At 68.0% G+C, this 25,943-nt stretch carries 26 protein-coding genes and 3 pseudogenes; 15 read left to right on the top strand and 14 right to left on the bottom strand.

Going from position 1 to position 25,943, the window contains the following annotated elements; translation table 11 throughout:
• Positions 1–349: 349 nt before the first annotated feature.
• Complete coding sequence (locus ACFVWD_RS39500) at positions 350–931, top strand: PAS domain-containing protein (protein WP_389602814.1); 582 nt, start codon at positions 350–352, stop codon at positions 929–931.
• On the top strand, positions 847–1,023 hold the full coding sequence (locus ACFVWD_RS39495) for a hypothetical protein (RefSeq protein WP_389602840.1): 177 nt from the start codon (positions 847–849) through the stop codon (positions 1,021–1,023). Before ACFVWD_RS39500 ends, ACFVWD_RS39495 begins: the two co-directional genes overlap by 85 nt.
• A gap of 98 nt (positions 1,024–1,121) precedes the next feature.
• Here ACFVWD_RS39495 and ACFVWD_RS39490 read toward each other — a convergent pair whose 3' ends face one another.
• Together ACFVWD_RS39490 and ACFVWD_RS39485 are read right to left on the bottom strand one after the other, a co-directional pair.
• Entirely contained in the window at positions 1,122–1,739 is a 618-nt protein-coding gene (locus tag ACFVWD_RS39490) for a TetR/AcrR family transcriptional regulator (RefSeq protein ID WP_389602813.1), read from the bottom strand.
• A gap of 23 nt (positions 1,740–1,762) precedes the next feature.
• Complete coding sequence (locus ACFVWD_RS39485; protein ID WP_389602812.1) at positions 1,763–2,146, bottom strand: hypothetical protein; 384 nt, start codon at positions 2,144–2,146, stop codon at positions 1,763–1,765.
• Positions 2,147–2,699: 553 nt separating this feature from the next.
• On the opposite strand from ACFVWD_RS39485, the gene ACFVWD_RS39480 reads away from it, so the two are divergent.
• The 5 genes from ACFVWD_RS39480 (at position 2,700) to ACFVWD_RS39460 (ending at position 7,797) form a co-directional block, all read left to right on the top strand.
• Positions 2,700–3,221 carry a carboxymuconolactone decarboxylase family protein gene (locus ACFVWD_RS39480; protein ID WP_389602811.1) on the top strand — a complete coding sequence of 174 codons (522 nt, stop codon included), beginning with the start codon at positions 2,700–2,702 and terminating at the stop codon, positions 3,219–3,221.
• 290 nt (positions 3,222–3,511) lie between these two features.
• Positions 3,512–4,336, top strand: a complete 825-nt coding sequence (locus tag ACFVWD_RS39475; protein WP_389602810.1) for an isocitrate lyase/phosphoenolpyruvate mutase family protein — start codon at positions 3,512–3,514, stop codon at positions 4,334–4,336.
• 60 nt (positions 4,337–4,396) lie between these two features.
• On the top strand, positions 4,397–5,044 hold the full coding sequence (locus tag ACFVWD_RS39470; protein WP_054227983.1) for a nitroreductase family protein: 648 nt from the start codon (positions 4,397–4,399) through the stop codon (positions 5,042–5,044).
• A gap of 449 nt (positions 5,045–5,493) precedes the next feature.
• Positions 5,494–6,393: a zinc-binding dehydrogenase gene (locus ACFVWD_RS39465; protein WP_389602809.1), complete on the top strand. Its 900-nt coding sequence runs from the start codon at positions 5,494–5,496 to the stop codon at positions 6,391–6,393.
• Between the two features lie 462 nt (positions 6,394–6,855).
• The gene (locus ACFVWD_RS39460) at positions 6,856–7,797 is read left to right on the top strand and encodes an NADP-dependent oxidoreductase (RefSeq protein ID WP_389602808.1); all 942 of its coding nucleotides are present in this window, start codon (positions 6,856–6,858) and stop codon (positions 7,795–7,797) included.
• 334 nt (positions 7,798–8,131) lie between these two features.
• On the opposite strand, the gene ACFVWD_RS39455 is transcribed toward ACFVWD_RS39460, so the two are convergent.
• From ACFVWD_RS39455 to ACFVWD_RS39445, 3 genes and pseudogenes are all read right to left on the bottom strand, one after another.
• Positions 8,132–8,698 carry an SMI1/KNR4 family protein gene (locus ACFVWD_RS39455; protein ID WP_389602807.1) on the bottom strand — a complete coding sequence of 189 codons (567 nt, stop codon included), beginning with the start codon at positions 8,696–8,698 and terminating at the stop codon, positions 8,132–8,134.
• Positions 8,695–9,582 (bottom strand): annotated as a pseudogene (locus ACFVWD_RS39450) (IS5 family transposase). Before ACFVWD_RS39450 ends, ACFVWD_RS39455 begins: the two are co-directional and overlap by 4 nt.
• On the bottom strand, positions 9,572–9,853 hold the full coding sequence (locus ACFVWD_RS39445) for a nuclear transport factor 2 family protein (RefSeq protein ID WP_389602806.1): 282 nt from the start codon (positions 9,851–9,853) through the stop codon (positions 9,572–9,574). Before ACFVWD_RS39445 ends, ACFVWD_RS39450 begins: the two are co-directional and overlap by 11 nt.
• A gap of 496 nt (positions 9,854–10,349) precedes the next feature.
• Here ACFVWD_RS39445 and ACFVWD_RS39440 point away from each other — a divergent pair, with 496 nt between their 5' ends.
• Positions 10,350–11,237 carry an SDR family oxidoreductase gene (locus ACFVWD_RS39440; protein ID WP_054227986.1) on the top strand — a complete coding sequence of 296 codons (888 nt, stop codon included), beginning with the start codon at positions 10,350–10,352 and terminating at the stop codon, positions 11,235–11,237.
• Between the two features lie 613 nt (positions 11,238–11,850).
• Here ACFVWD_RS39440 and ACFVWD_RS39435 read toward each other — a convergent pair.
• Both ACFVWD_RS39435 and ACFVWD_RS39430 read right to left on the bottom strand, forming a co-directional pair.
• Positions 11,851–11,955, bottom strand: a pseudogene (locus tag ACFVWD_RS39435) (IS5/IS1182 family transposase); the annotation flags it as partial.
• A 380-nt stretch (positions 11,956–12,335) separates the two neighbouring features.
• Complete coding sequence (locus ACFVWD_RS39430; protein WP_389602805.1) at positions 12,336–12,782, bottom strand: hypothetical protein; 447 nt, start codon at positions 12,780–12,782, stop codon at positions 12,336–12,338.
• 774 nt (positions 12,783–13,556) lie between these two features.
• Here ACFVWD_RS39430 and ACFVWD_RS39425 point away from each other — a divergent pair.
• The 3 genes from ACFVWD_RS39425 (at position 13,557) to ACFVWD_RS39415 (ending at position 16,679) form a co-directional block, all read left to right on the top strand.
• Positions 13,557–14,576: a bifunctional DNA primase/polymerase gene (locus ACFVWD_RS39425; protein WP_389602804.1), complete on the top strand. Its 1,020-nt coding sequence runs from the start codon at positions 13,557–13,559 to the stop codon at positions 14,574–14,576.
• Entirely contained in the window at positions 14,573–16,105 is a 1,533-nt protein-coding gene (locus tag ACFVWD_RS39420) for a phage/plasmid primase, P4 family (RefSeq protein WP_389602803.1), read from the top strand. Before ACFVWD_RS39425 ends, ACFVWD_RS39420 begins: the two co-directional genes overlap by 4 nt.
• Before the next feature lie 190 nt (positions 16,106–16,295).
• Positions 16,296–16,679, top strand: a complete 384-nt coding sequence (locus tag ACFVWD_RS39415; RefSeq protein ID WP_389602802.1) for a DUF6009 family protein — start codon at positions 16,296–16,298, stop codon at positions 16,677–16,679.
• A 298-nt stretch (positions 16,680–16,977) separates the two neighbouring features.
• On the opposite strand, the gene ACFVWD_RS39410 is transcribed toward ACFVWD_RS39415, so the two are convergent.
• Positions 16,978–17,352, bottom strand: a complete 375-nt coding sequence (locus ACFVWD_RS39410; RefSeq protein ID WP_389602801.1) for a hypothetical protein — start codon at positions 17,350–17,352, stop codon at positions 16,978–16,980.
• Between the two features lie 85 nt (positions 17,353–17,437).
• Here ACFVWD_RS39410 and ACFVWD_RS39405 point away from each other — a divergent pair, with 85 nt between their 5' ends.
• On the top strand, positions 17,438–18,634 hold the full coding sequence (locus ACFVWD_RS39405) for a tetratricopeptide repeat protein (protein WP_389602800.1): 1,197 nt from the start codon (positions 17,438–17,440) through the stop codon (positions 18,632–18,634).
• A gap of 307 nt (positions 18,635–18,941) precedes the next feature.
• Here the strand turns inward: ACFVWD_RS39405 and ACFVWD_RS39400 are convergent, their stop codons facing one another.
• Together ACFVWD_RS39400 and ACFVWD_RS39395 are read right to left on the bottom strand one after the other, a co-directional pair.
• On the bottom strand, positions 18,942–19,475 hold the full coding sequence (locus ACFVWD_RS39400; protein ID WP_389602799.1) for a hypothetical protein: 534 nt from the start codon (positions 19,473–19,475) through the stop codon (positions 18,942–18,944).
• 103 nt (positions 19,476–19,578) lie between these two features.
• Positions 19,579–19,908, bottom strand: a complete 330-nt coding sequence (locus ACFVWD_RS39395; RefSeq protein WP_389602798.1) for a hypothetical protein — start codon at positions 19,906–19,908, stop codon at positions 19,579–19,581.
• A gap of 375 nt (positions 19,909–20,283) precedes the next feature.
• On the opposite strand from ACFVWD_RS39395, the gene ACFVWD_RS39390 reads away from it, so the two are divergent.
• Positions 20,284–20,679 (top strand): hypothetical protein, encoded by a 396-nt coding sequence (locus ACFVWD_RS39390; protein WP_382021326.1) that lies wholly within the window; start codon positions 20,284–20,286, stop codon positions 20,677–20,679.
• 38 nt (positions 20,680–20,717) lie between these two features.
• On the opposite strand, the pseudogene ACFVWD_RS39385 reads toward ACFVWD_RS39390, so the two are convergent.
• Positions 20,718–20,855: pseudogene (locus ACFVWD_RS39385) on the bottom strand (FAD-linked oxidase C-terminal domain-containing protein); the annotation flags it as partial.
• Between the two features lie 240 nt (positions 20,856–21,095).
• Here ACFVWD_RS39385 and ACFVWD_RS39380 point away from each other — a divergent pair.
• Positions 21,096–21,527 (top strand): DUF5958 family protein, encoded by a 432-nt coding sequence (locus tag ACFVWD_RS39380; protein WP_389602797.1) that lies wholly within the window; start codon positions 21,096–21,098, stop codon positions 21,525–21,527.
• A gap of 62 nt (positions 21,528–21,589) precedes the next feature.
• Here the strand turns inward: ACFVWD_RS39380 and istB are convergent, their stop codons facing one another.
• The 3 genes from istB to ACFVWD_RS39365 form a co-directional block, all read right to left on the bottom strand.
• Positions 21,590–22,378: an IS21-like element helper ATPase IstB gene (gene istB / locus ACFVWD_RS39375; RefSeq protein WP_389602796.1), complete on the bottom strand. Its 789-nt coding sequence runs from the start codon at positions 22,376–22,378 to the stop codon at positions 21,590–21,592.
• A complete protein-coding gene (locus ACFVWD_RS39370; RefSeq protein WP_389602795.1) occupies positions 22,375–22,788 on the bottom strand; it encodes a hypothetical protein in 414 nt (137 codons plus the stop codon). Before ACFVWD_RS39370 ends, istB begins: the two co-directional genes overlap by 4 nt.
• 335 nt (positions 22,789–23,123) lie before the next feature.
• Positions 23,124–23,246: a hypothetical protein gene (locus ACFVWD_RS39365; RefSeq protein WP_388649259.1), complete on the bottom strand. Its 123-nt coding sequence runs from the start codon at positions 23,244–23,246 to the stop codon at positions 23,124–23,126.
• A 180-nt stretch (positions 23,247–23,426) separates the two neighbouring features.
• On the opposite strand from ACFVWD_RS39365, the gene ACFVWD_RS39360 reads away from it, so the two are divergent.
• Positions 23,427–25,862: a tetratricopeptide repeat protein gene (locus ACFVWD_RS39360; RefSeq protein WP_389602794.1), complete on the top strand. Its 2,436-nt coding sequence runs from the start codon at positions 23,427–23,429 to the stop codon at positions 25,860–25,862.
• Positions 25,863–25,943 lie beyond the last annotated feature (81 nt).

Here is a 25,943-nt window from a genome sequence, read left to right as displayed (position 1 = left end):
TCAAGGTCCTTTTTTCTGTGCGCCTCCCGGGCGGCGGGACCGGCCGGAGCCGCACCCGGCCGAGTGCGCCTGGGTTCCGGACCGGCATTACCACGGGACGATCCAGGCCCCCGGCGCCGCCTGTGAGGCCGAAGCGGTCCCCGCCCCTCTGTTTGTCCCCTCCCCATTGACCAGGCGCACGTGACCATCGGCAACGTCCCGACCCGCGATGACGCCGCCGTCGCCTTCGATCCGACCGAACGGATCACCGGGAGGACGATCGTCGGCGCTGGTCGATACACGCAGTCGGCCGGTGCCGCCCCAGAGTGACCGGCCGCGTGGACGAGGCCTGCTCTGCGGCAGATAGTTGATGAAGGACAACGAGGTCATATCGCTCGACGATGAGGGTGAGCGGCAAATGGACGCCTCGGACGAACTTCTTCAGATGGCTACACCGTCGGCTCTTTTGACCCTGGACGGAGCGATCCGCAGCCTCAACGCGGCAATGGCCAGGACACTGGGCAGGTCCGTGGAGCAGTGCGTGGGTCGGGGCTTCGGTGATCTGTTGCCCGCAAGCCAGCTGACTGCGGTCAAGAGTCTCGTGGCCCACGCCGCCACGACGAAGACGGTTGCGATGCTGATGCTGGAGTTCCCCGGGCCAGGTACAGCATCTGTCGTCTGCCTTGTCGAGGCACGACGGGTGCACTCATTGAACGCGGGAAGACTTGGGCGCCCTGCTGATCCCGTTCCGTCTGGCAGCCAAGGCCGCCAACCTCGGTCTGTGCATGTTTTCACCCCAGGAGCGCGAGCTGGAGTGGCTGGGTGGTGCACCCGCCTTGGCGGCGCTGTTCCCGGAGGCCTCCATGCGTGGTCGAAGGACCGGGCCTCACATTGGAGGCCGGACTGGAACGAGCCGGAACACTGGCTGGCGCGGCCCTCCACGACGGGCTGAATGCCGAGGAGACCGCTGACCGCGTCCTCGACACTGCTGTCGCGGTGGACCACCTGGACGACGTGGCTGTGCTGGTCATCCGGCGCGCATGAGACTCGATGCGTCCGTGCGCCGGGCAAGGTCGTACAGGTAGCTGCTCCAGAAAGGTGGCGGCGGAGCCGAACGCGCTCCTCGAACCGCGAAGGTGGGCTCAGTTGCGAGCGAAGAACGCGATGTGGTCCAGCGCCATGTCCAGCGCGACGGCCATCGGCTCGGAGCTGTGCGCGTTCTGTGCAAGCACGTAACCTCCCTGCAGAGCGGCCAGCAGACCAGTGCCCAAGCGTTGTGGGTCGGCGTCCTCGGAGAGTACGCCGAGGACGCGGAGCCGGGTCAGTGTCTCGACGAGCATCCGTTGCCAGGCATCGAATGATGCGTTGAGCGCTTGGCGGGACTGCTCATCGTTGTCGGACAGCTCAATCGACATCGCTCCCAGCGCGCACCCATACGAGCCGTCCTGCAGTGAGTTGGCGTGGACCAGGGCGTCGCGCCAGCGGCGCAGACCGGCGAGGGTCTTCACACCGCGCAGGTGCTGTTCCTCGCGGGCGAGGACGAACTTCGACTGCACGTCGATCACGGCGTGGATCAGCGCGCGTTTGTCCTCGAAGTGGTTGTACAACTGCGACTTGCTCGTTCCGCTCGCCAGCCGGACGTCATCGAGCGTGGTGGCGTTGACGCCCCTGACATAAGACAGCTTGGCCGCCGAATCAACGATCCGTGAACGGGTCTCCAGGCCGCGTGGCGTGCGGCGAACATCGCTGGTTGCGGACACGGTGTCTCCCTCAGGCACGTTACTCACTCGTGCTGCTCAGCCGTGGAGCGCATCACAAGCGCGGTGGCCTCGATCTCCAGGCGGATCAGTTGTGGCACCAATACGAGTATAAAGGCTGACCAGCGAGGGATGACGCCCTTGTGATTCTTCAGGCAGGTATCCATGACGTCGCGGCCTGTAAGCCAGGACCGGACCTGGCCGACATCGCCCAGTTCCGCGACCGCCCGCCGCGGCGCCCCGGGGTCCGGGGCTTGCCGGGCCTCCTCGGCGAAAACCTCCTGCAGGGTTCCGTCCTGACGCAGTGACGGAGAGGGCCGGCGCGGTGCAGCCCGGGGTCGTGACGCATCGAGGTAGGCGCCGAGGCGGCGCGACACCCTGGCGTCGATGACCTGTGCTGCGACAGCCATGTCAACCAGTACCTCATCGTGGACGGATGCGAGATGGAGGTGCAGGCAGAGCCGGCAGGTCTTGTCGTCGTTCCTGCCGAGCCCTCAATCTAACTTGGACTAAATAGTCCACTCAGTCAATCGATCCGGATCGAGTCAGGCCGACACGAGCCCGCGCGGTCCAACTGGCACAGTCGCTCACAACGAAGCTCACCTGCAGCTTGGTGACCTGCACATTTAATGACGAGGCCCGATCTCGACCCGCCCGCAGCAAACCTGGCGGACCCTTCCCTTCCGGGAGCGGGGTTGCGAAGACGTTTCTGGTCTGTATAGTCCTTTCTATGTGGTGTCCGAGGCGATGAAGAGATCCGCAACTCGGCACCCACGGAGTCACCCCTCTCAACGCAGGCCACCGGGCGCAACCGACGCGACCGTCGAGGTTGCGGCCGGCGCAGGAAGAGCCTGCGGCGGAGCTCCGAAGCACTGCGAGCCCGGCTCGGGCTCGTCGACTATTCACACCCCGATCGGAGGTCGATTCGCCGTGTCACGACTGAACGTTCCCGCTCCAGAGGATGTGCCTGCCAGCGCACAGCAGATACTCGGCAACGTTGGTGCGCAGCTCGGCTTCGTCCCGAACATGTTCAAGACCCTCGCGTCCAATCCGGCCGTTCTTGAGGTCGTCACGACTCTGCAAGGCACCCTGAGCCGGGTTCTCGACGGAAGGACGCGGCACAGCATCGCGCTGGCCGTGTCGCAGGCCAACGGCTGCGGTTACTGCTTGGCGATGCACACCCACGTCGCGACCGAATTCGGTGGCATGTCGGACGACGACATCAAGCTCGCCCGCGTCGGGAGCTCGGGCGATCCCAAACGTGCCGCGGCCGCTCGCTTCGCCCAGCAGGTGGTCGAGAGCCGCGGGCAGGTCAGCGACACCGACCTCGCGGAGGTACGGGGCGCCGGATACACCGACGCGCAGATCCTCGCCATCGTCGCGGTCGCGGTGCAGTTCCTGCTCACCAACTTCATCAACAACGTCAACCAGACCGACCTCGACATCCCCGCCGTTGACTCGGTCGATACGACCGTGCCCCAGTGAACCCGCGCCCCGAACTGCCGCCCCCCGGCGGCCCGCGGAGAGACCCACCACCGTGCTGCGGGATACATGGGAACTCCGGTGGACGAGGGCACACGCCGGACCCGCCTCGTCGAGTCCGCAGAATCGCCCACGGCCCGCGTCATCGCGTCTGTTGAGGCCGGGCGGCGTCAGGAAGCGCCACGCGGCCGCCGGCAACACCCCACCCGCCGGTTGTTCTTTGGAACCCTCGACGCGGCTCAGGCACGCAGCCGGCACCCCCCTGAGTCAACGATCATTCAGGAAGGCTCGACATGCCGGGCTCCGAACTCTATGAGCAATTCATGGCGCTGCACACCCGCGACGGTGGCCTCGTCATGCCCAACGCCTGGGACGGCCTCTCGGCGCTGATGCTGGCCGATGCCGGCTTCGAGGCGATCGCGACATCGTCTGCGGCGATCGCCGCCACGCTCGGCCGCCTCGACGGGCGTCACCAAGTCACCCGCGAAGAGCACCTTGAGCATGCACGGCTGCTCGGCCGCCTCACGGGGCTGCCCGTCAACGGAGACTTCGAGGACGGATACGGCGACACGCCTGAGGACGTCGCCGCGACCGTTGAGGCCGCCGTGGAGTCCGGCCTGGCCGGGATCGGGGTGGAGGACACCTCGGGCGATCCCGATATGCCGATCCGCGACTTCGACGAAGCAGTCAGTCGCGTACGTAGCGCCGTTGACGCTTCGAAGGGACGCATCGTCGTTACCGGCCGCACCGACAACTTCATCCAGGGGCGACCGGATCTCGACGACACCATTCGGCGTCTGACGGCCTTCGCTGAGGTGGGCGCAGATGTGGTCTACGCGCCGTTCCCACCCGACCGCGACGCACTCGTTGCGATCGTCACCGCTGTCGCCCCGACACCGGTCAACGTCCTGGTGTCTCCGTCGGACAAAGTGCTCACCGTCGCTGAACTGCAGCAGGCAGGAGTCAAGCGCATCAGCTTGGGTCCGTTGCTCTACGCCCACGCGATGGGAGCGGTCGAAGAGGCCGCGAAGGCACTCCTCGCCGGCGACCTCGCCTCGGCGACGACGGGCATGAACTTCGCCCGCATCAACGAACTGCTGGCCCGCGGCAAGAACTAACCCGATCAGCACGAATCACTGACTCTTCATCTCGTGATCACAAGACAAAGGCAGGATGACATGGATCTCGGCAAGCTCATGAACAAGCACCTCACCAGGTACTTCGACCCCAGCAAGACGATCCCCGAGGAGACACTCCAGCAACTGCTGGGATTCCTGCGCTCGACGCCGTCGTCGACGAACGTGCAGCCCAACCACTTCTACGTCCTCGCCACGCCCGAAGGCAAGGAGCGGCTGGCGGCCAACCTCGGCGAACGATTCCAGGACAACAGCGAGAAGATCCTGAACGCCTCACACACCGTCATACTCACCACCAGGGCGGATCTTCCCGGAGGCCACCTCCAGGCCGTGTTCGACAAGGAGCGGGCCGACGGCCGGTTCCCCGACCCGGCAAAGCAGGCGCGGTGGGAGTCCATGACCCGCGACTTCCTCAACCTGCGCAACTACGGCTACAAGGACCTGAACCACTGGATGGAAAAGCAGACCTACCTCGCGATGGGTCTGACCATGATGGCGGCTGCTGAGCTCGGCGTCGAAGCCATGCCCCTCGAAGGGTTCGACCCGACCAGTGTCGACAAGGCGTTCAAGATCCGCGAAACCGGACACACCACGACCGTGCTGCTGGCCCTCGGCTACCCCGACCCCGCGAAGGTATACAACAGCCCGATTTCACGCTTCGAAACCGACCAGCTGTTCACGTTCGTCTGACCAACGACGGCACCGGGAACGACCGGGGCCGAAGTCCGCAGGCTGCGGACGCCGCTGGTCCTCGAGGCCGACCCACCCCGGAGAGCCAGACCGGCGGCCAGCGCCGCCGGTCACCGGTCGGCGCCCCCGGTCGTCGGTGATCCGAATGATCCAACGGCGTCGGCGGACCTCCGGCTTGCCGGCAACGGCTTCTCCCGACCCGCACCGTGAGGTCGTCGAACGGCGCAGCACGAAGCGGCGCGGAACCTGGCGCCGGCGGCAACGCTGCTGCCCGAAGCGCTGGGGACCTGGAACCAGTCGGTCGAACTGAGCGCGAGGACAAAGATCTACTGTGAAGGCGTGCGGAATACCCCTATTCGGCACCTATGCCGGATTTGGGTTCCCGGCCCGTACCTCCTGGTCGGCCGGACCGAGTGAGAGGACAAAGATCCACTATGAAGGCGTGCGGAGTGTCCAGGGCTGAGACGGAAGTCGCCCTGCTGGAACTGCCCGAACCGTCATCTCCCGAGCCGGGCCAGATCCTGGTCGCGGTTGAGGCCGCCGGGGTCGGACCGTGGGACGAACTGGAAATCGACGCTCGTTGGGACGTGGGGCTGCGCCCCCCGGCGGCGCTGGGAGTGGAGGGCGCAGGCAAGGTGCTGGCCGTCGGTGCGGGTGTCACCCAGTTTGCTGTGGGCGACCGGGTGCTCGCGCACGAAGCCCCGCTGCCCGGAGGAAGCGGCTTCTGGGCCGAACGCGTTCTGATCAACGCGGATCACGCGGCGGCCTGCCCACCAGGCCTGGACGCGGCACACGCAGCGGCACTGCCTGTCAACGGGCTCACCGCGCTGCAGGCTTTGGAGAAGCTGGACCTCAGCCGAGGACAGCGGCTCCTGATCACCAACGGAGGCGGGGGCACCGGAGCCCTGGCCGTCCAACTCGCCGCGGCCCAGGGCATCGAGGTAACCGCGACCGCGTCTGCTACCGCTGCAGAGCGTCTGCTCGGTCTAGGAGCGATGGAGGTCGTCGACTACCACGATCCGCACTGGTCGACCGAGGTACGCGGCGGGTTCGACGCTGCCCTCATCATCGCCGCCGGCACGGCGGCCGCAGCCCTGCCTTTGGTGCGTGACGGCGGCCGGCTGTGCTCCCTGACCTCGGACGCGCCTCCGGAGGAACGAGGCATCACGAGTTGGGACCTCTACATCGAGCCCAACGCCGCGCAGCTTGCCCAGCTGGCCGAGCAGGCCGCGGCTGGAACCTTGAAACTCGCACCAGAACCCCTGCCGCTCAGCGAAGGACCGGCCGCATTCACCCGAGTGGTTGCCGGACGGGCCAGCGGTAAGAAGATCGTGCTCATGCCAGCATGACGCGCCCTGCCACCGACCGATCCCGATGGTGGGCCACGGTGCGCGCGGGGCACGAGCCGCGAGACTGCGCATCGGCGTGGCCATGCAGTGACGGGACTTGGACGCGTCCCATCTGTCGGCCGCGTCGACCGAAACGGAGCCGTCCCTGCGCCCGCTGCCCACTAGCGCCGGGCAGTAGTGAGCAGCGGCGGGCCGGAGCAGCTACGCACGCGACTGAGTGGGTGGCGATACCGGCGAAACTCATCACGAGATCGGACCAGCGAGGCGAGCGGCCTCCCAACCACTGCCTGCAGTGGCAGCCGGGCTTTCCCATCGACGCGAACGTGACCCTGCAGGGTCTGCGCCACGGCCGCGACGACCCTGCCCAACCGGCCGAACACGTTGTGGCGCCCGGCACGGACACCGTTCCCGTCCACCTCGCGACGGGAACGGACAGAGCTTGTACAGAAGGAGGAAACACAAATGAAAGCGATCGTGGTCACTGACCCCGACACCGGAACCGCCGGGATGACGCTGGCTGAACGACCCGATCCGGAGACGGCGCGCCTCGCCAGCCTTGACGGCGCGAACTACGGCGACGTCGTCGTCGAAGTTCATGCGTCGGGTTTCACCGGGGACGAGCTGGAGTGGCCCTCGACCTGGGTCGATCGCCTCGGCCGGAATCGGACGCCCTCGATCCCCGGACACGAGGTGGCCGGCGTGGTCACCTCTCTCAGCTATGGAACGGCAGGGCTGTCGGTCGGGCAGCGCGTGTTCGGCGTCACGGACTGGACCCGCGACGGCACCCTCGCGCAGTACGTCGTCGTCGAGGCGCGCAACCTCGCGCCGCTGCCCGGCGACATCGACTTCACGGTCGGCGCGAGCGTCGCGATGACGGGCCTGACTGCCTGGCAGGGACTGTTCGAGCACGGGCACCTCTCGGTGGGGCAGAGCGTGCTCGTGCACGGCGCCGCCGGCGCGGTCGGATCGATGGTGGCTCAGCTCGCGCGAGAGGCCGGTGCGCACGTCATCGGCACCGGACGCGCCGCCCACCACCAGAGCGCACTCGACTTCGGCGCGCACGAGTTCGTCGATCTCGACAACGACACGCTGGAAGACGTCGGCGGAGTCGACTTCGTCTTCGACGTATTCGGCGGCGACATCGGCGCTCGATCGGCCCGGCTGGTGCGAGGTGGAGGAACATTCGTCACCGTCACCGGCCCGCCGGAGGTGCGGCCGGCCGACGGCCTGGCGGTCGACTTCGTTGTCGTCTCCGACCGCGCCCAGCTGGGCGAGATCGCCCGGCGGGTACGGGAAGGACGTCTGCGGACGCATATCGGCCAGGTCGCGAACCTCGACGACGCTATCGCTGCCTTCAACCCGGCCCAGAAAGTCAACGGAAAGACGATCATCCGCATGCAGTGAAGCCGCGGACGACATCTCACGCAAGCCGAGGTGACGGGGTGTCGGCGCGGGACAGCCCCGGCGACGGCACCCCGAATTGCGTCAGGTTCGGACCGCGCTACCAGCTGTCGCGGGTGCTCTTCATCTCATCGATGCCGTGAGCTGAGGTGGCTGCCACTGCCCGGCGGCGATCAGGTGCCCGGCGCGATCGCCCAGGCTGACACGCAGACCCAGGTCCCCCCACGCTTCTGATACGTGTCCGTGTACAGGGCTTCTTGCTCAGTTCCATCAGCGAGCACGGTGTACATGCTGCGGCCATGGATTAGCGCAACGTCACTGAGACCGCGTTTGAGATCTACTGGGATGCCAGCCATGCGGTGTACCAGGCGCCGAAGTCTGGTCCTGGGGTCAGACCACCCCAGGAGCGGTCGTCGAGCCACACTTGTCCGGCATTGCTCCCTGTGATGACCAGGCGGGAGAAGGTACCGCAGCCGATCTCGCCGAGGACCAGCGTCCCCGTGACCGAGTAGTCAGCGTCGCCTCCCCTGCCCGGCCCCGGCCAGTCCGTGGGGTGCGGGAACGGGGTGGCCAGGAAGCCCACGTGCAAACACTCTGCCCGAAGGTCGTGCAGGGCCTCTTCATCGTCTACGTCCTCTGCCAGGCCCAGGAGTCCGTAGTCCGGTCCCGCTCCACCGCTGGCGACCGAGCTCAGGAAGCCTCGGTAGGAGGCGGGAAGGGCGACGCGGTGCAGCTGCTCGAACGAGCGGATCGCCTCCTCCGCCAGGGGCGGGTGAAGCCGGTACCGGTGGCGAGAGGCGCCGAAGCGGCGATGCTCGGGATCTTCCCGAGCCATCGCGGCAACACGAGAGCGCACCGAGGCACCGTTCCAAGTCCCGCTCGGGGTGGCAGCGTCACTGGTCACGCCCGAACCGTACCCTCGTCCGGCCTCACCTGGATCAATGGCTTGTGGCCCGGCCGCGTGGCGGGACGGCCGCGGGTGAGTCGGCGGACCATGATGCCGATCATTGCCCATCGGATCATGGTCTCCGATCGGGCCGGGCTGGTCTCGTAATCCCGGGCCAGACGTCGGTGGGCGGTGAGCCACGAGAAGGTGCGCTCCACCGCCCACCGCTTCGACTGGACCTGGAAACCGCGCTGATCGGGGTCCTTCCGGACGATCTCCAACTCGCGGCCGAGAGTGTGCGCGGTCCAGTCGACCAGGCGGCCGGCGAAGCCCTGGTCAGCCCAGATCTTCCGGACGCCGGGGTGGTCGAGGCGAGTCCACAACAGCGGGTGCCTGGCACCATCGCGGTCCTGGACGTTCGCCGCCACAACGTGGACCGCCAGGAGCAGGCCGAGGGTGTCGGTGACGATGAACCGCTTGCGGCCCTTCACCTTCTTGCCTGCGTCGAATCACCTGGTAGCGGCCGGGACGGTGTCGGCGGTACGGATCGACTGCGAGTCGATCAGCCCGGCGCTCGGCTCGGCGGCGCGGCCGTCGGCCTCACGAACCTGATTGCGCAGAGCGTCATGGATCCGTCCGACCGTGCCGTCGTCGTGCCACCACGAGAAGTACCAGTACACCGTGGGCCAGGGAGCGAAGTCCTTCGGCAACTGCCGCCAGGCGCACCCAGTCCGCACCACGTAGAAGATCGCATCGATGATCCGCCGTCGCGAATGCTCCTCCCGCCGCCCGCCCTTCGGCCCCACCCGCGCAGGCGGAAGCAACGGCTCGACCAACTCCCACTGTTCATCCGTCAGATCCGACGGATAGCCCCCACCAGCCACATCAGACTCAACGATCATCCTGACCGCTCGGCACGCAAGATCTCAAACACGGTCTGAGGATTCGGATCTTGACGTCATGTACCGAAAGATCCTTGAAAGGACGTGGCTTAGCTATGTACTCCAAGAACTCGGCACGGTTCCGCGTGACGCCCGGAGTCTGCACGATAAAGTCCTCGGCGAGGAACTCACTGATGCGCTTGACGTCGTTGTGCTGATCCGACTGGACGTAGTCATTGTTCAGCTGCTCAAGGATCGCCAGATCCTCGGAAGACGGCTTGACGTCATTCATCTTCCCTGGTCCCATCTGAATGGTTCGATTTCTTTGGTGAGGTGGATTCTCGTTCTGCGGAAATGCGCGCTAAATCGTCGTAGCGGCTGGGGACTGCCGACGAGGTAATGATCCCCTCGAGCCAGCGGGTAAACGAGTCCGGCAAGGAGACCTTCGCAGCTGAGAAGCCAGCTGCAGCGTTCTCTATCTCCACGCGCATGGTCGGCCACTACCGCCACACGTCATTCCGAATGTACCCGTTTTCCCCGAACCACCTGGGGTTCCTACTGTTATAGGGCAGCACGTTGGCAGTGGGCCTATGCACATCGGAGCAGCACCTGTACAGCGCGCAATGCAGCATAACGGCATGTATGCATTGTTAGAATGCTGAGTGGGGTCGATGAGATGCTGTCGCCTCGTCGGGGGAATTTCAGAGGTGAGCGTTGCCGACCCGAGCGGCTCGGCCGTCAGTTCCTTTCCTGCGACGCAGCGTCGCAGCAGTCATCTGGAGCCTCCCATGCGCGTGTTCGTTACAGGAGCCAGCGGCAGCATCGGCTCAGTCGTAGTTCCCGAACTCATCGCTGCTGGTCACGAGGTCCTCGGCCTCGTCCGTTCCGATGCCGCAGCCGCGGCCGTTTCCGTCGCGGGCGGGACGCCGCTCCGTGGCGACCTCACCGACCTGGACAGCCTCCGTGCTGGCGTCGCCCAGGCAGAAGGCGTCATCAACCTGGCCTTTGGGAACGACTGGAGCAACTTGGGGCCGTGCATCGACGCGGAGACACAAGCCCTGCAGACCTTCGCGGCCGCACTCGCAGGCAGCGGCAAGCCGTTCGTGCATGCCGGCCTCACGCCGATGGTGCCGGGCCACACCTCCACCGAGGAGGACCCCGACACCACCAACGGTCCCGTCGGTGGCCGCGGCCTCAATTCACAGATGGTGCTGGCCTTGGCCGACCAGGGCGTCCGCTCCTCTGTCGTACGGCTGCCGCGCTCCGTGCATCAGCGCGCGTCGCAATACGGCTTCTGCTCGGTGCTCATCGCCGCCGCGCAGAAAACGGGCGTGTCAGCGTACGTCGGCGATGGCACGCAGCGCTGGCCAGCGGTCAACCGGCTCGACGCCGCCCGGCTGTTCCGCATCGCACTCGAGGACGCTGCACCCGGCACGGTCCTACACGCGGTAGCCGACGAGGGCGACACAATGCGGTCGCTGGCCGAGGCTATCGGCGGCGTGCTCGCGGTGCCGGTCGAGTCGGTATCGCCTGGTAGCTTCGGCCTCATAGGCCGCTTGTTCGCGCTCGACATGCCATCCTCGAGTGCACTGACCCAGAGGCGGTTCGGCTGGGAGCCCACCCACCCGAGCCTGATCGCGGACCTCGCCGCTGGCGACTATCCCGCCCTGGGTTAGAAGCGGGAAGCCAGTGGTGATGATCGGGGATGGCAGGGCCACGCCACCGCTTCCCCCGTTCCCGCCGCCGGGACCAGGAGAGGACGGCCGGCGTTCGGCCCTGGGCCGGTGGCTGCGCAGCGTCCGACGCCGCCTCGCCCTCACTGTGAAGCCGCTGCCGCGTCCCAGAAGCAACGACGGCCCCATGTACGGGTTGCCGTTCTGCCAGGCGGTTCGAGCAGCCGGAGTTCGACCTGCTCGCCGGGCTGCCCGGCCACCGAGCGGGGTGGGAGTTCAGCGGAAGCAACCAGTCGCAGTTCCCCACGGTCTTGTTCGGGCATGGCCGGCAGCGGCTGATCGTCGCTGAGATCACAAACGCCGGAGCTCAGGTCAGCCTCGGCTCGTGACAGTCGACCGGCCGCGCCCGAACCTGCTTGTTGTGGCCAGGCGCCGCCCGTAGTCCGTGCGAGCCTGAGCGACGGCTCGGGGTACGCCGGTCCGGGATGCCCCGCTGCTTGGCGAGATAGTCCTCGACCTCCGTCGGCACGTCCGTGGGGTAGTCCAGGAATACCACCAGGTACCAGGGGGCCAGCCCGCCAGGATCGGCTTGTTGGGGGGCTGGAAGAAAGTGCTAGGGCTTGCGTTCGTAGCGGCGGTGCAGGCGGCGACATCCTGCCCGCCAGGACTCTGTCCGCTCCACGGCCCAGCGATGCTGCCCCAGTCGTTGCGAAGACTCGATGGTCACGTCCCCTGTGGGGGTGTAGGCGATCAATCGTTTGTAGTCGTCGGGCCCAGGAGCCTTGCGGCCGACGACGGCACCGACTCCAGGGCACGGCGGAGCACGATCACGGATCGACCACCCCGGCATCCGCGCGTCACCGCGCGGCGATCGGCGTGACGAGGGCGGTCAGTACCGCTACGCCGGTCAGGCCCACCAGCAGCGGATCACGCAGGGCCGGGTGGCGGTGCGCCAGGTAGGCGAGGCCGGCGAAGACGAGCGTGCCGAGGCGGCGGCCGAAGGGGCCTCACCGGTGAGGGATGGCAAGCACTTCCCGCCAGGAACCTGCGATAGGCCCGCAATCCGCCTACCGGTGGGGGAGCCCGGGATTCGACGGTCGGTCAGGATGCGAGTGGCGCGGTCTGCAGGAGGTTACGGCAGCGGCGCTGCTCGGCGGCGATCCGTTTGACCTTGCGGCGCACCCTCTCTCCGAAGGCCTCCGGGTCGGTGGCACCGGCGGCGGCTTCCGACCACGTGGTCCCGTCGTTCTCGGCGTAGGCGAAGACGACCACACGCTCGGTCGAGTTGAATCCGCGCAGGACGGCATTGAGCCGCTCGTCCGCGAACACCCCGCCGCCCGCCGTGCTGTGGGTGAGCAGGTCGATGTCGGCGGCGACCAGGTCGTACAGCGACAGCCCGCCGAGGTCGGCGTCCAGCGACAGCACCCGACCGTGCCGGGTCCGGCGCCGCCAGAGCGGCATCAGCTCCCGGAAGCCGGCCCCGGTCGCAATGGTGCAGGCAGAGCCGTGCCGGCCCACCGCTACGCCGGGCGCAGCTACGACCCGCACCTGGTGAGCAGGGTCTCTACACGTTCAGTCCCTGCCAATCGGTCCCTCGTAAAAGTGCAGGTCACAGGGGCAAGTGCCGCCCCTAAGGGACCCAAGGGACTCTAGTTGGGAGTTATGAACAAGTCATGTGTGCGTGTACGCGCGGGCGTATCTGTTGAGGTACGTATACGTAGGTGGCTCATAATTGGAGTTCTCGGTCCCTACAGTCCCTGCCGGGTGGTGGACTCTGCTCTTGACCTGCGTAAATGTGCAGGGACCGAGCCGAGGGGTCAGACCCTTGCTGCCAGGCTCAGGCTCTGCCCGGAGGGCAGCAGTTGTAAGGACGGAATGCCGGTAGATGAGCACTGTGCACGCTTCGGCGAATCGTCCCGTCCGTCGTTGTCCGTTGAGTCCCTGAGTCGCGGCTGCCTGTCCCGGGCTGCCCCCCCCCCCCGGGACGAATTACGCCCCCTCCAGGCACTCGCAATAAGGGCATTCTGGGCACCATGTGCGTGTATTGCCCGACCTCAAGAGACTCAAGGGACCGTAGGGACCCGAAAACCGATACAGCGCCACGCCGGGGAGCTGCGGCCTCTCCGCGGCCGGAGGTCCTACACTCTCTTCCGAAAGCCAGTCCCTACAGTCCCTTTGGTCCCTCCCGCCAGCACGCGGCCCGCCCGGGCCGGGCCTGTCAGGGACCGAGGGACAAGACCCTCGCCGAAGGACAGATTCGTGCCCGGCCCCGACGTGATGAGAGCGCCCGCAGCTGGTGCGCGGACCGCCACATCCCACGCTGTGGCCCGCTGGTGTGCCGAACAGGGCTGGCCGGTCCACCCCCTTGCGCCCGGACGTAAGACGCCCGCCGCCAACTGCCCGGCCTGCAAGGACAAGCACCACTCTCCGGCCGGGTGCGCCTGCATTCCCGCCGGCCGCCCATGCCACGGATTCCACGCCGCGACGACCAGCACGACGCGCATCGACGCCTGGTGGTCCGATCAGCCTTCCTGGGGCGTCGGCGTGGCGTGCGGCGGAGCCGACCTGATCGTCATCGACATCGACGCGCACTCCGCGCCGGTCCCTGACCGCAGCCGGCTCCTGCCCGGCATCCCCATCCACGACTCCGTGAACCTGCAGGGCCTGGCCTCCGGCTTCGACACCCTGGCCCTGCTGGCAGCACTGCGCGGCCAGCCCAGCCCGGCGGAGGACGAGAGCACCCTGCGCGTGCGCACCCCATCCGGCGGCCTGCACGTCTGGTACCTAAACCCCCACCCGGCCACCCGATTCCGCTCCTCGACCGGATCCAGCACGAAGACCGCGCTGGCCTGGCAGGTCGATCTCCGGGCCGACGGCGGTTACATCGTCGCCCCCACCACCCGCACCACTCAAGGCACTTACCTGCGGGAAGGACCGTCCCACTTGCCTGCGCCGCTGCCCGAATGGCTAGGCGAAGAACTCGTGCGGACCGGGCACACAATCCAGCGGCCGCTGACTTCCTCCCGACCCGTGGTTCCCCGAATCCGCCGTCCCCGGACCCCTGTGCGCGCGCACCGCGTCCTGGACCCGCTGCTGCAGGAGGTCGCCAAGTGCGCGGCAACCCCGGAGGGCGCCGCCTTCACCGAGAAGCTCAACAAGGCCGCCTACACGGCCGGAGGACTGGCGGCCGCCGGGCACCTCGACGAACACACCGCGCGCGCCCTGCTGCGCGAGGCCGCCGAGACCGCGCGTCCCTGGCAGAGTGCCCGCAACGAACGCATCATCGACGACGCCCTCGCAGCCGGGTCCGCCCGCCCGCTCCACCTCGAAGGACGTTCATGAGCAGCGCCGAGACGCCGCGCTTCGACGCCACCGCCGCTGCCCAGCAGATGCTGGACCTCGAACAGACAGGCCAGCAGTCAGCCGCCCTGCCCGCCCAGGCCCACACCTCCCCCCTCGCCACGCCGTCCTGGGCGCTGTCGGCCCCGCTGCCCGGAACGCTCACCGACCGCGGCAACGCCAAGCTGTTCGTCAAGCTCTACCGCGATCAGTTCCGCCACGTCGAAGGCCTGGGCTGGTTCTCCTGGGACGGCTACCGCTGGAAGCGCACCGGCGGCGAGAAGGCCGCCCTGTGGGCCGCCGGCGAGATGGCCGAGGACATGCCTGACACTGACCCCCGTGGACTCTTCAGCGACCGCGATCTCCACCACCACAAGAAGCGCACCCTGTCGACCACCGGCATGAAGGCCCTCCTCACCCAGGCCAAGGCCTCCCCGGACCTGTCCGTCGACCCCGACACCCTCGACGGCGACCCCTATGCCCTGTGCACCCCTGCCGGCGTCGTCGACCTGAACACCGGGCTGCTGCGCAAGCCCGACCCCACCCGCGACTTCCACTCCCGGGCCACCAGCGTCGCCCCCCAACAGACCGAGACCCCGCGCTGGCACCGCTTCCTGCACGACACCTTCGGCGACGACGCCGAAGGCCAGGAAATGATCGGCTTCCTGCACCTGCTGCTCGGCTACTCCATCACCGGCGACGTCGGCGCCCAGGTCCTGCCCTTCCTCCACGGCCACGGCAAGAACGGCAAGAGCGTCCTGCTCGACGTCATGATCCAGATCCTGGGCGACTACGCCGACGCGGCCCCGCCCGGCTTCCTCATGGACCGCGGCGCGTTCTCCGAGCACTCCACCGAACTCACCGAACTCCACGGCCGGCGGCTCATCGTCTGCAGCGAGCTCAAGCCCAACGACAAGTTCGACGAAGCGCGGGTCAAGCTCCTGACCGGCGGAGAGAAAATCAAGGCCCGTCGGATGCGGCAGGACTACTTCTCCTTCGCGCCCACCCATCACCTGTGGCTGCTGGGCAACCACCGTCCCGAGGTGAGCAACGGGGGCTTCGCGTTCTGGCGCCGCATCCGGCTGCTGCCTTTCGAGCGGACCGTCCCCGACCACCGCAAGATCGACAACCTGGCGCTCGAACTCGTCCGTGACGAGGGCCCCGGCATCCTGCAGTGGCTCATTGAGGGCGCTCGCCGCTACCTCACCACCCGGGACAGCCTCGAGGGCCCCGACCGCGTCCGTATCGCCACCAGCGCGTACGCCAACACCGAGGACCACATTGGCCGCTTCCTCACCGAATGCTGCACCCGCGACATCCAGGCCCGGCCCGACCTGCGCGTCGAACAGGGACTGCTCTACACCGCCTACGCGTCCTGGTGCAGCGCCGGCGAAGGCATCCGCCCCGCCGGCACCCGCGCCTTCGCCACCCGCGTCAGGCAGGAAGTCGGCCTCGCCTCACCCACCGACATGATCAAATCCAACGGCCGCAAGTACTACCCCGGCCTCGCCCTGCTGGACACCCCGTCATGAACCAACTCCCACGCCCCTTTGGCGAACTGCCGCACACCAGCCCCGGCCACCAGCAGGCCCAGCAGTCCCTACCCACCCGCATCCGCTCGACTTACCATGGAGCCGCAGGGCCATGTCCAGCAGCGGGCGGCTCACCACACCACGAGGCGGGCCGCCGTCCGGCCCCGCAGACGAAGGAGGGCCAGCAGCCATGAGCTCGCTACTGACCGAGGGCGATCTCACACACGAAGAACACGTCGTGTGGCTGGAAGACCCCGAAAACTTCGACTACGTCCGCCAGGCCCTCGACAAGACCCGCCGCCGCAACACCAAGCCCCCCTACGCACGCGACGGCCGCATGGTCGGCTACGCCCTCCTCGACGACCAGGCCGAACCCGACCCCGACAGCGGCCTGTACAAGCGCCGCGTCTTCTTCCTCCTCCCGCACGACCGCGACAGCCTTCCCAGCGGCCTGTACCGCGAAGGCGCCCCCGGCGAAGCCGTCGACCCGCGCACCATCGAGGCGAAAAAGGTGGGAGAGAAGACCCCACGCTCGCAGAGCGGGCCGGCCGCCATATTCGGCTCCCGCTCCTGACGACCTGCGGCAGCTGCCTGCCCGAGCTCGTAGTAGCCCGGGAACGCCTTTGGCGATCGCGGCGATGCGCTGCCGGCTGACGGGATTCAGCTCGCCGCGCCGGCCAGCCATCTCCAAGTTGTCCCGGCTGGCGGTGGCGTAGAACTCGTTGGTCATCGCCTCAGGGGAAGAGTGTTGCCAGTGGCCGTCACTTTGGCTGTGCCCGCCGCTGTGAGCGCGACGGCAGGGGTCGTGCTGCCGGTCTCCGCCCCGGAGCGCCAGGGCCGCTGGGTTCGTCAGCCTCACGCATGACTGTCTGTCAGCCCGCTGGTGGAGAATGCCGGTTCGTGCCGGGCGGGACCCTGCAGACCGCTGTCCAACCGGGGCCGGTGGGCGGAGTCGTCGTCTCCGCGTCTGCACGCGCGCTGCGGCGCAGTCGGCGCTCGGCTCGCCGTTCTGTCCTGCGAGCGGCTCTCTCCAGCCGCCTGCGGTCGCGGCGGTTAGCGTTCCACTGGCGGTGCTCGATACGGTTCTTCTGCATCTTGACCGCGTCGGCGGCCTTCCCCGGATGCGCTGCTCGGATCAGCTTGGCCGCCGCGCCGGTCAGGAGCACGAGAGCGGCCAGGACGATGACGAATGCCACGACCCACTGCGGGGCGTCGGAGGCCAGAAGGTCGAGGACCAGGCCGCTCATCGTGTAGTCCCCGGGTGCCGGGCTCCGCGGTGGGCCTGGCCGCCACATCGCCGCCTACTGGGCAGGCGAGGCAGGCCACCCGCGTGTGGCGCGGGCGAAGACCGAGGAGATCCTGCGCGCATGCATCGCCGTCGTGGGCCCTGGCCACGCGCTCACCCACCTGGCCGAGCTCCGGCTCGCGCACTGGACCGCACGTTGCGGCGACCGGCAAGCGGCCCTGCGGCTGTACCGGGAGATCAGCGACAGGCAGGCGAACGGCCGAACGGCCCTGCTGGCCCGCCTGGCACGAGCACGCCTCGACACGGACGCGGCCGAATCGGCCACCCGGATCCGCAGCCTCCTGCCCGACCTGGAACGGGAGTTCGGCGAACGCCACCCCGTCGCGCTGACGGCCCGGCACAGCATCGTCCGCGCCGACCTCAACGCCGGACGCATCGTTGAGGCACAGCGCGCACTGCCCGAACTCCGCGACGCCTTCGCCGAGGCCTTCGGCGACGAGCACGCCCTGACGCTCAGGCTCAGGACGACCGAAGCCGGCTGCGCGTACGCCGGTGGCCGCGACGAAGCACGCAGCATGGCGGCGACCGCCCACGCGGACGCCATCCGCGTACTGGGCCCGGACCACCCCCTCACCCTGCACGCGGGCAACGTGCACGCCATCACCCTCGCCATCGCTGAGCCACAGACGGCCCAGGAGCTGTGGACGACACTCCTCAGGACCGCGACGCAGTCCCTGGGTGACGCCCACCCGCTTGTCCTGACCCTCCACCACAACCTGGCGATCGCCAGGCAGCACCTCGGCGACCCGGCCGCGGCCCGTCCCGTCTTCGAGCGCATCCTGCACACGCAGTCCGACGCGCTGGGACCCGACGCCCCGGACAGCCTGCGGACGGAGCTGAACCTGGCCCTGGCGATCAGCGAGACAGACGGCATCGAAGCCGGCCTCCCCTCGTTCCGGCGGATCCACCGCATGCAGGAGCGCGTGCTAGGTCCCGCCCACCCGGAGACTGTCAGCTCCCGCGTCCTCATCGCGGTGGGCGACTACGTGGTCGACGGCACCCAGGCCGGGCGAGCCCGACTGGCTGATGAACTGCGCACCCTCGAAGAGCTCCTCGGCGCGGAGCACCCTGTCACACGGCAGGTCCAGCAGGCGTTGGACGGAACCGACGCCGAACGAGGCGCGCGCGGCGACGACGCGAGCAGCTGGCGGCTGAGCCGCCTCCTGTCCGCATTCAGCGGTGCCGGCGGTGGAGGCGAGGAGGAGGAAGAGGAGGAGGAGTAGCCGCCTATGCCTGCCAGCTGGGGCTGGCACCACCGCCACCTGGAGCGGCATCGAGATTGGGTTTCAACAGCTCAGGCCGGTGGCCGTAGCTGGAGTGGGTTGTTCGTGGGGTGTCCGTTCATGCCGTCAACTCGCTGCGAATACCCGTCACGTGGCACCATCCAGCGACCGAGGAATAGTCAATACCTGTGGATCAAGTCAGCTTGGCGGTTGGTCCGGCCGTTGTATCCGGCGGCTGGCCGCGTGGCGGACGCGACCGGTTCGTCCCCTTTCGTAGACAGAGCCACCCAGACCATTTGGTGGGTCGTCAGCTGGAGTGCTCCCATGCGGAGTTGAACAGTGCGCATTCGAGTAGGTCGGGGGCCGCATCGGATGGCCAGCTGTCGGTGCCGGCCACTTGGCGGGCGGCGGCGTGCATGAAGGAAAGATAGATGCCGTAGCGGTGGGGTGACCAGTTCCAGTCGGCCCACACCCAGGCCGCGACCGAGCCGTCGGGGTCGTGGCCGGTCTCCCGGCCGACGGTCACGGCGAGCGATCGTAGGCGTAGGGACAGGACACGGTCGAGGATGAGTGGTTCCGGGCCGTGCGCGGGCGGCAGTGTCTTGCCGGTGAAGTACAGGAACTTGGTGAAGAAGGAGGGCCCGAGCTCGGGAATCTGCTGGTGGAGCGCCGCGTAGGCCTCCTGTGAGCCGTGCTCGTGGAGCGCGGTAACCGCGGCGGCGAGTGCCGCATCGAGGCCTTCGGCGGCGTCAGACGTATCCTGCTCGCCGAGGGTGTGCGCTGGCGCCGCCCTCGGTCCTGGATGCGATCGAAAGACCCGGACTTCGTCCCAAAAGGACAAGGATCATCGGCCTCTACACCCATCCGCCCGACGACGCGACGGTGATCTGCGCGACGGGCTGGGGCCGGTGATCCCTCGGACCTTCCCGCCCGCACCCGCCTGGTCACCCGACGGGCACCGGATCAAAGCGGAACTCGACTACAGCCGCGGACCAGAAAAGGCCTGGGCCTACGGCGGCCTGCGACCCGCCGGCCCTGACCACGACCGCGCCCTCCCGCGACAGCGTCTTCCACCAACAGTTCCTGCAACAGATCGAGGACGCCAACCAGCACGGGGAGATCTGGATCGTCACCGACAACCTGTCCAGCCACAACAGCCTGTCCACTCGGACCTTCTGGCGGTCGTTGTCCAGCTGGCGACGCAGTTTGAACTCGATCCATGTCAGCGCGGTTGCGCCTGCGAGCGTGCACACCACCAGGATCATCCAGGCCACGCGTCGATTCTCTGACGGACCTACGGGCATTCCTCGACGCATCGGGCTGTTTGGTCGGCTATGGGGCTGAGCATCCGCATTTCGCGCCGGCCCTGGACGCTCTGGAGACGACTATAGGAGAGCTTGCACGACCGGGCCGGTGTGACTAGTCAGCTGCATGCTGCTGTACTGCTTCGTGCGTTCAGCGCGGGAGGTACGCAAAACGCAGGCCAGCGGCCTGGTGCTGCACCAACCGAAGGCATCGCCGATGAAGAGGCGGACGCTTGTTGACGCCAGTGTGCGGCCGCGAGAGCCCGCGCTGGTGGGGCTGCGTAAGCCGACTCCCGCCCCACGTGTACCGGATCGCCGGTGACCGACGAGGAAGACGAAGGATTGATGACGCTGAATGTGGGCCAACGGGTGCGACTGGCGGCGGATCTCCGGTTGGCCGGGTTGGTGACCCCAGCCGGGGAGCCCCCGGAGGAGACGGGTGCCTTCGCCGCCTCTCTGGCCCTGGCAGCAGGCATCGAGGGCACCGTCGAGCGTGTGGACGAGCATCACCGGCAGCAGAGCCACGAGGTCCGTGAGTACCTGCGCCTCAAGTCGCTCCTCGACGACTTCGGCCACCAGATGCCGTCGGCGAGCAGAAAGCAACTGGAGGAGCAGGTGGGGGCCTTGGAAGAGCAGTGGGTCGCCTACCAGCGACGGATGCTCCGCGTCACGGTCCGCGTCCGGCTCGACAACGGATTCGTCCTCGACGATGTCCCCGAGGAGGCTTTCGCCTCCGCCTGATCAGGCGTCGGGGCGCTCGCTTTCCGCGTGCCGGCCTGTCAGCCGGGCAGAACACCCGGGTTGGGGATGTGGTGCGGGTCGAGGCTGTTCTTGGCGGCTCGCAGCGCCAGCGCGAAGGGTTCGGAGTGCTGGAGGTCGTAGGCGGGGCGGTGGTCGCGGCCCACGGTGTGGCTGTGTCGGCTTCTTCGGGAGTCGTTTCGGCGTGACTTCGGGAGTCGTTTGGCGGCCGGCCTCGTGATCGATGTCAGCGACTTTTGATGTCACTCAAGTGCTGCGGGGCGCATGGCGAGCCGCGAAGTGGGAGTCCTGCGGCACTGCCAGATCGCGGAAGCGGACTGTTCCCGGTTCCCGCCCGCGCTGTCTCGGGTGCGGATACCGGCCCTCGCCCGGAACCGGCGTCGTGAAATCATCAAGCGATGACCGTACCGAGCAGCGACGACGGCCGCACCTTCCGGCGCGAGACCGAGCGGGTCGTCAACGAGATCGCCCAGGGGCTGCGCATGTTGGACGATGGTGTGGGCTGGTTCTCCGGCCTCGCCCCGACACGCCAGCAGGAGGTTCTGCAGGAAGTCGCTGGCTATGCGATGCAGGCGCACATTACAGCTGCGGACGGCCGTGCGGGGGTGGCGCGGTCCGGTGTGAAGCCCACGGCTAACCCTTCGGTAATGATCTGCATGGACCCGCCCCGCTACGGGTTCGCGGGCCTCCCCTCCGCCGAACACGTCAAGGCGTTCCGCGTCCTCGTTTCCGTGTTCGCCGTTGCTGACACTCGCCGCCGCGAGACGTACTGCAAAGGCGCCTGCGGACATGCATGGCACAACCTGCCAGCGGCAACCGAGCATCCGTAGCATTGGCTATTCCGGCTCTCGCTGGGCTGGTTGTCGGGCGCTCCCTCTCGTGTGGCGCGCGGTCAGCTGACCTGGGCTCGTTCGGTTTGGGCCTTGGTGTGAGCCAGGCGGTAGGACTCGGTACCGGTCTGGATGATGGCGCCGTTGAAGGTCAGCCGGTCGACGATGGCCGCGCAGAGCCGGGGGTCGGTGAACGTCTTCGTCCAGCCACTGAAACTCTCGTTCGAAGCGATCGCGACACTGTTCTTCTCCTCACGCTCGGTCAGAACCTGAAACAGCAGCTCAGCGCCCCTGCGGTCCAGTTCCATGTAGCCGAGTCCGTCAATGCACAAAAGATCGACACGGCCGTAGCGGGCGATCGTCTTGGACAGCTGCTTCTCGTCTGCGGCTTCGACCAGCTCGTTGACGAGTTTGGTGGCCAGCACGTAGCGGGCGCGGAAGCCGTGCATTGCGGCCTCGGTGCCCAGGGCTATCAGCAGGTGGGACTTGCCGGTGCCGGAGTCGCCGATCAGGCAGAGAGGTTCCCCCTTCTTGACCCATTCGCAGGTGGCGAGGGTGTTGACGGTGGCCGGGTCGATATTGGGGTTGGCGTCGAAGTCGAACGCCCGCAGGCTCTTGTCGCGTGGGAAGGAGGCGGCCTTGATCCGGCGTTCGGAGCGTCGGCGGGCCCGGTCGTCGCACTCGGTCATCAGCAGTTCGGCGAGGAAGGCTCGATAGGACATCTGGTCGCGTGCGGCGCCTTCGGCGAGGTCGGCGAACTGCTGGCGGATGGAGGGCAGTCTCAGCATCCGGCATGCCTGGTCGATCGAGGCGGTAGCGGCTTCTTCGGTCAGTCCGCGCTTGCGTGTCATGATCCCTCTTTCTCGCCGGCCGTGCGGCCGTGCCGTTTCAGGAGCTGGTCGTAGTGGGCCACCGACGGCAGCGGCCGGTTGTCGGGCGGGAGGTGAGACAGCTTCCAGTCGGACAGGAAGGTGACCGTGCCGCCGGTCTCGTCCTGCGGCTGGACGGGTCGGGTCTGAATGGGCTTCGCGGGCTCGGTGAAGCTCTCGCCTTCGGCGGCCTTGCGGGCCTCCAGCGCGACCGCGTCCGCAGTCAGGGCGCCGGCCCGATGGGCTGCGGCGAGCCCGGCGACGACGTGTTCGTGCTCCATGTGGCGGCCCAGCAGCAGCACCTCGATCAGGGCTCGGGTGCCGGCCGCCTCGCCGTGGGCGGCGCGGGCCGCTGTCCACCAGGCTTCATGGACGGGCAGCTCGTACAGCACGCGGTGAGCCACCGCGAGCGCGCCGCTTCGCTGTGCGGACCGCCTCGCAGACCGGGCCAGGGCGCTGCGCGCGGCAGTTGCGTGCTGGTGGCGATTCGATGTGCCTGCACCAGAGCACCGCTTCGCCGGAGCGCGGCAGCCATCTCGGGTCGGGCTACCAGCAGGAGCAGGCCGAGCGGGAGCTTCGGAAACAGGAGGAAGCCCGAGCCGCGCAGAAGGCGGGCGGCTGGTCTGGGCATCTTCGATTCCGAGTGGTGGTTTTGGCGGTCGGACTGGTGAGGGAGCCGTTCGGGGCGGCGTCACACTGAGCCCCCCGAATGGCTTCTCGCAGAAAGTCAGTGCTGGAGGAGCCAGGTGATGAGGGCTCCGGCTCCGCCGGAAGCGGCAGCGAGCGTGAGGTCGCGCAGAAGCGCGAGGACGATACGGCGGGTGCGGGTGCGGGGTGTTGTGGTGGCCATGGCGGTCTCCTGGGGAGGTGCCGGCTGCGGGGTGCGGCCGGGCGGTGGCGCCATGGGGCAGCTTCCGGGGTATTTCCGGCGAAGTAGCTGCCGGGAGGTATGGCGGTAACTACCCTGGTCAGCCTGGGATATCGCGGCTTTTCCACATAGCTCGCGGTCCGGAAGTCACCGGGGGCGCTGGTGGGGGAGCATGCGGATCGGTTCCGGGCAGAACTGGCGACGGTGTACGAGGCGGCAGGCCGTCCGACGCTTCAGAAGCTGGTCCACCTGGGCCAGAATCAGAGCCCGCCCATCTCGATCGCTGACTCGACCATCAGTGGCTGGCTGACCGGGCCCGCCGTGCCGGGCGAAGCCCACACCCGCTACTTCCTGGCCCTGGTCACTTTCCTGCAGGCCAAAGCGAAGGCATCAGGCGGCGGCTATACGGAGCGGAAGCCCGCCTGGTGGCAGCAACTCCTGCTGCACGCCCGCCAGGACAGGAATGCCTCCCGGGGCAGGCCCCGCACCGGAAGCGGCACGACCGCGCCGCCTGGGGGTCCGGTGACGCTACCGCCGGCCCCGGCCGGGTTCACCGGCCGTGCAGCGGAGCTCGAGAAGGTGTTGGGGTGGCTGGAGCCCGGGGATGGACGGGCCGGAGAAGCGGCGGCGGTGGTGGTCTCAGCGGTTGCGGGGATGGGCGGGGTCGGTAAGACCGCACTCGCCCTCCAGGCCGCCCATCAGGCCCACGCCCGGGGGTGGTTCCCCGGCGGGATCCTCTTCGCCGACCTGCGCGGCTACGGCCACGATCCCATCGGGGCAGGAGAAACTGCCGACCGGTTCCTGCGCACGCTGGGGGTCAAGGCCAAGGACCTGCCCGACACCGTTGAGAGAAAGGTGGACGCCTGGCGCGTGATGCTTGATGCCCTGGCCGTGCAGGGGCGCCCGCTGCTGGCGGTACTGGACAACGTCCGCAACCCCGGCCAGATCGCCGCGCTGCTGCCAGGTCCACCTCACCGGGCCCTGGTCACCTCGCGCCACACCCTTTCCGTCCTTCCCGCCCAACGCGTCGACCTCAATCCCCTGACCCCTGACGATGCCGTCGACCTCCTCGACCGGACACTGCGCGCCGGGAGCGAGGATGATGGACGCGCCACTGCCCAGCCGGCTGACGCGCTGCGGCTTGTGGAACTGTGCGGGTACCTGCCGCTGGCGCTGCGGATCATCGGCGCGCTGCTGCGGGACGAGCCGGACCGGCCGCTTGCTGCCCAGGCCGCAGAGCTGGAGGACGAGCGCACCCGGCTGGACGCGATGGAGTACGAGGCTGACGATGACGAAGGACGCCCGCTGGCTGTGCGGGCCTCGTTCGAGCTGTCCTACCGGCACCTGACCGGCCCGCAGCTCCGTACCTTCCGGCTGCTGGCTGCAGCCCCGGGCACAGACATCTCCACCACCGCGGCCGCCGCCCTGCTCGGCCAAACCCCACTCCAGACCAGGCGGCTGCTGGCCGGCCTGGCTCGCGCCCACCTCCTGAACGGTGCCACCGCCAGCGCGGGGATGCGCCCGGCAGGGCAGGGTGACCGGTGGGCGATGCACGACCTCATCCGCCTCTTCGCCGATGCCCTGGCCCCCGCTCACAGTGACGAGGACGGCCGGGACACCGCGGTCGTACGGCTACTCGATCACTACCTTGCCACCGCAGAAGCGGCCAGCACCTACATGGAAACCCGTGCGGGGCTACCCCGCTCCGATCTGTTCACCGGCCGCGACCAGGCACTGCAATGGCTGGAGATGGAGCGCCTCAACCTGGTCGCCGCCGCCGCCGCGCCTCCCGCACGCCGCCACCCCGCCGGCACCAATCTCTTCTTCGCCCTGGGTCAGTTCCTCAGCTGGCAGCGGCACTTCGACGACTGGATCAGCCTCACCGCCGAGGCCGTTGGCGTCTGCCGGGAGACCGGCGACCGCCACCGCGAAGGCATGGCACTGACCAGCCTCGGGGCCGCCCTGCATGCGGTCCGCCGGTTCGACGAGGCGATCAACGCCCACACCGAGGCTGTGGCCCTATACATAGAAACCCGCGACCTCCACAGCCAAGCCATCGCACTGGACAACCTCGGGACCGTCCTCACTGAGGTCCGCCGGTTCGACGAGGCGATCAACGCCCACACTGTGGCCGCCCTCATGTGGCGGAGGACCGGAAACCTCCACCACGAAGGCATGGCACTGAACAACCTCGGACTCGCCCTGCAACAGGTCCGCCGGTTCGACGAGGCGATCAGCGCCCACACTGTGGCCGCCGCCGTCTTCCGGGAGACCGACGACCGCCACCAGGAAGGTGGCGCGCTGACCAACCTCGGGACCGTCCTCACTGAGGTCCGCCGGTTGGACGAGGCGATCAGCGCCCACACCGATGCCGCCGCCATCTTCCGCGAGACCGGAAACCTCCACCACGAAGGCAAGACGCTGAACAACCTCGGACTCGCCCTACAAGAGATGCGGCGATTCGACGAGGCGATCAACGCCCACACCGATGCTGCCGCATTTCTCCGGGAGGTCGGCGACCGTCACAACGAAGGCAAGGCACTGAACAACCTCGGGGCTGCTCTCGCTGAGGTGCGGCGATTCGGGGCGTGTCAGTGATCTTGTGTAAGTCGCCTGGTTTCATTGGATGCTGAGCCGGTCCTCGAAGAAGAGTGAGAACTGGTTCAGTGCCTCTTTCCA

The sequence above is a fragment of the Streptomyces sp. NPDC058086 genome (assembly GCF_042885015.1).
GTDB lineage: Bacteria > Actinomycetota > Actinomycetes > Streptomycetales > Streptomycetaceae > Streptomyces.
Note: the sequence above shows the minus strand (reverse complement) of the source record. Positions and strands in the feature narration are given on the sequence as shown.

What these genes read in the sequence shown, in the direction of transcription:
- ACFVWD_RS39420 (WP_389602803.1), top strand. Translation starts at nt 14,573, where the DNA reads ATGAGCAGCGCCGAGACGCCGCGCTTCGACGCCACCGCCGCTGCCCAG.
- ACFVWD_RS39485 (WP_389602812.1), bottom strand. Translation starts at nt 2,146, where the DNA reads ATGGCTGTCGCAGCACAGGTCATCGACGCCAGGGTGTCGCGCCGCCTC.
- istB (WP_389602796.1), bottom strand. Translation starts at nt 22,378, where the DNA reads ATGACACGCAAGCGCGGACTGACCGAAGAAGCCGCTACCGCCTCGATC.
- ACFVWD_RS39365 (WP_388649259.1), bottom strand. Translation starts at nt 23,246, where the DNA reads ATGGCCACCACAACACCCCGCACCCGCACCCGCCGTATCGTCCTCGCG.
- ACFVWD_RS39440 (WP_054227986.1), top strand. Translation starts at nt 10,350, where the DNA reads ATGCGCGTGTTCGTTACAGGAGCCAGCGGCAGCATCGGCTCAGTCGTA.
- ACFVWD_RS39445 (WP_389602806.1), bottom strand. Translation starts at nt 9,853, where the DNA reads ATGAATGACGTCAAGCCGTCTTCCGAGGATCTGGCGATCCTTGAGCAG.
- ACFVWD_RS39390 (WP_382021326.1), top strand. Translation starts at nt 20,284, where the DNA reads ATGACGCTGAATGTGGGCCAACGGGTGCGACTGGCGGCGGATCTCCGG.
- ACFVWD_RS39410 (WP_389602801.1), bottom strand. Translation starts at nt 17,352, where the DNA reads ATGAGCGGCCTGGTCCTCGACCTTCTGGCCTCCGACGCCCCGCAGTGG.
- ACFVWD_RS39380 (WP_389602797.1), top strand. Translation starts at nt 21,096, where the DNA reads ATGACCGTACCGAGCAGCGACGACGGCCGCACCTTCCGGCGCGAGACC.
- ACFVWD_RS39475 (WP_389602810.1), top strand. Translation starts at nt 3,512, where the DNA reads ATGCCGGGCTCCGAACTCTATGAGCAATTCATGGCGCTGCACACCCGC.
- ACFVWD_RS39460 (WP_389602808.1), top strand. Translation starts at nt 6,856, where the DNA reads ATGAAAGCGATCGTGGTCACTGACCCCGACACCGGAACCGCCGGGATG.
- ACFVWD_RS39500 (WP_389602814.1), top strand. Translation starts at nt 350, where the DNA reads ATGAAGGACAACGAGGTCATATCGCTCGACGATGAGGGTGAGCGGCAA.
- ACFVWD_RS39470 (WP_054227983.1), top strand. Translation starts at nt 4,397, where the DNA reads ATGGATCTCGGCAAGCTCATGAACAAGCACCTCACCAGGTACTTCGAC.
- ACFVWD_RS39415 (WP_389602802.1), top strand. Translation starts at nt 16,296, where the DNA reads ATGAGCTCGCTACTGACCGAGGGCGATCTCACACACGAAGAACACGTC.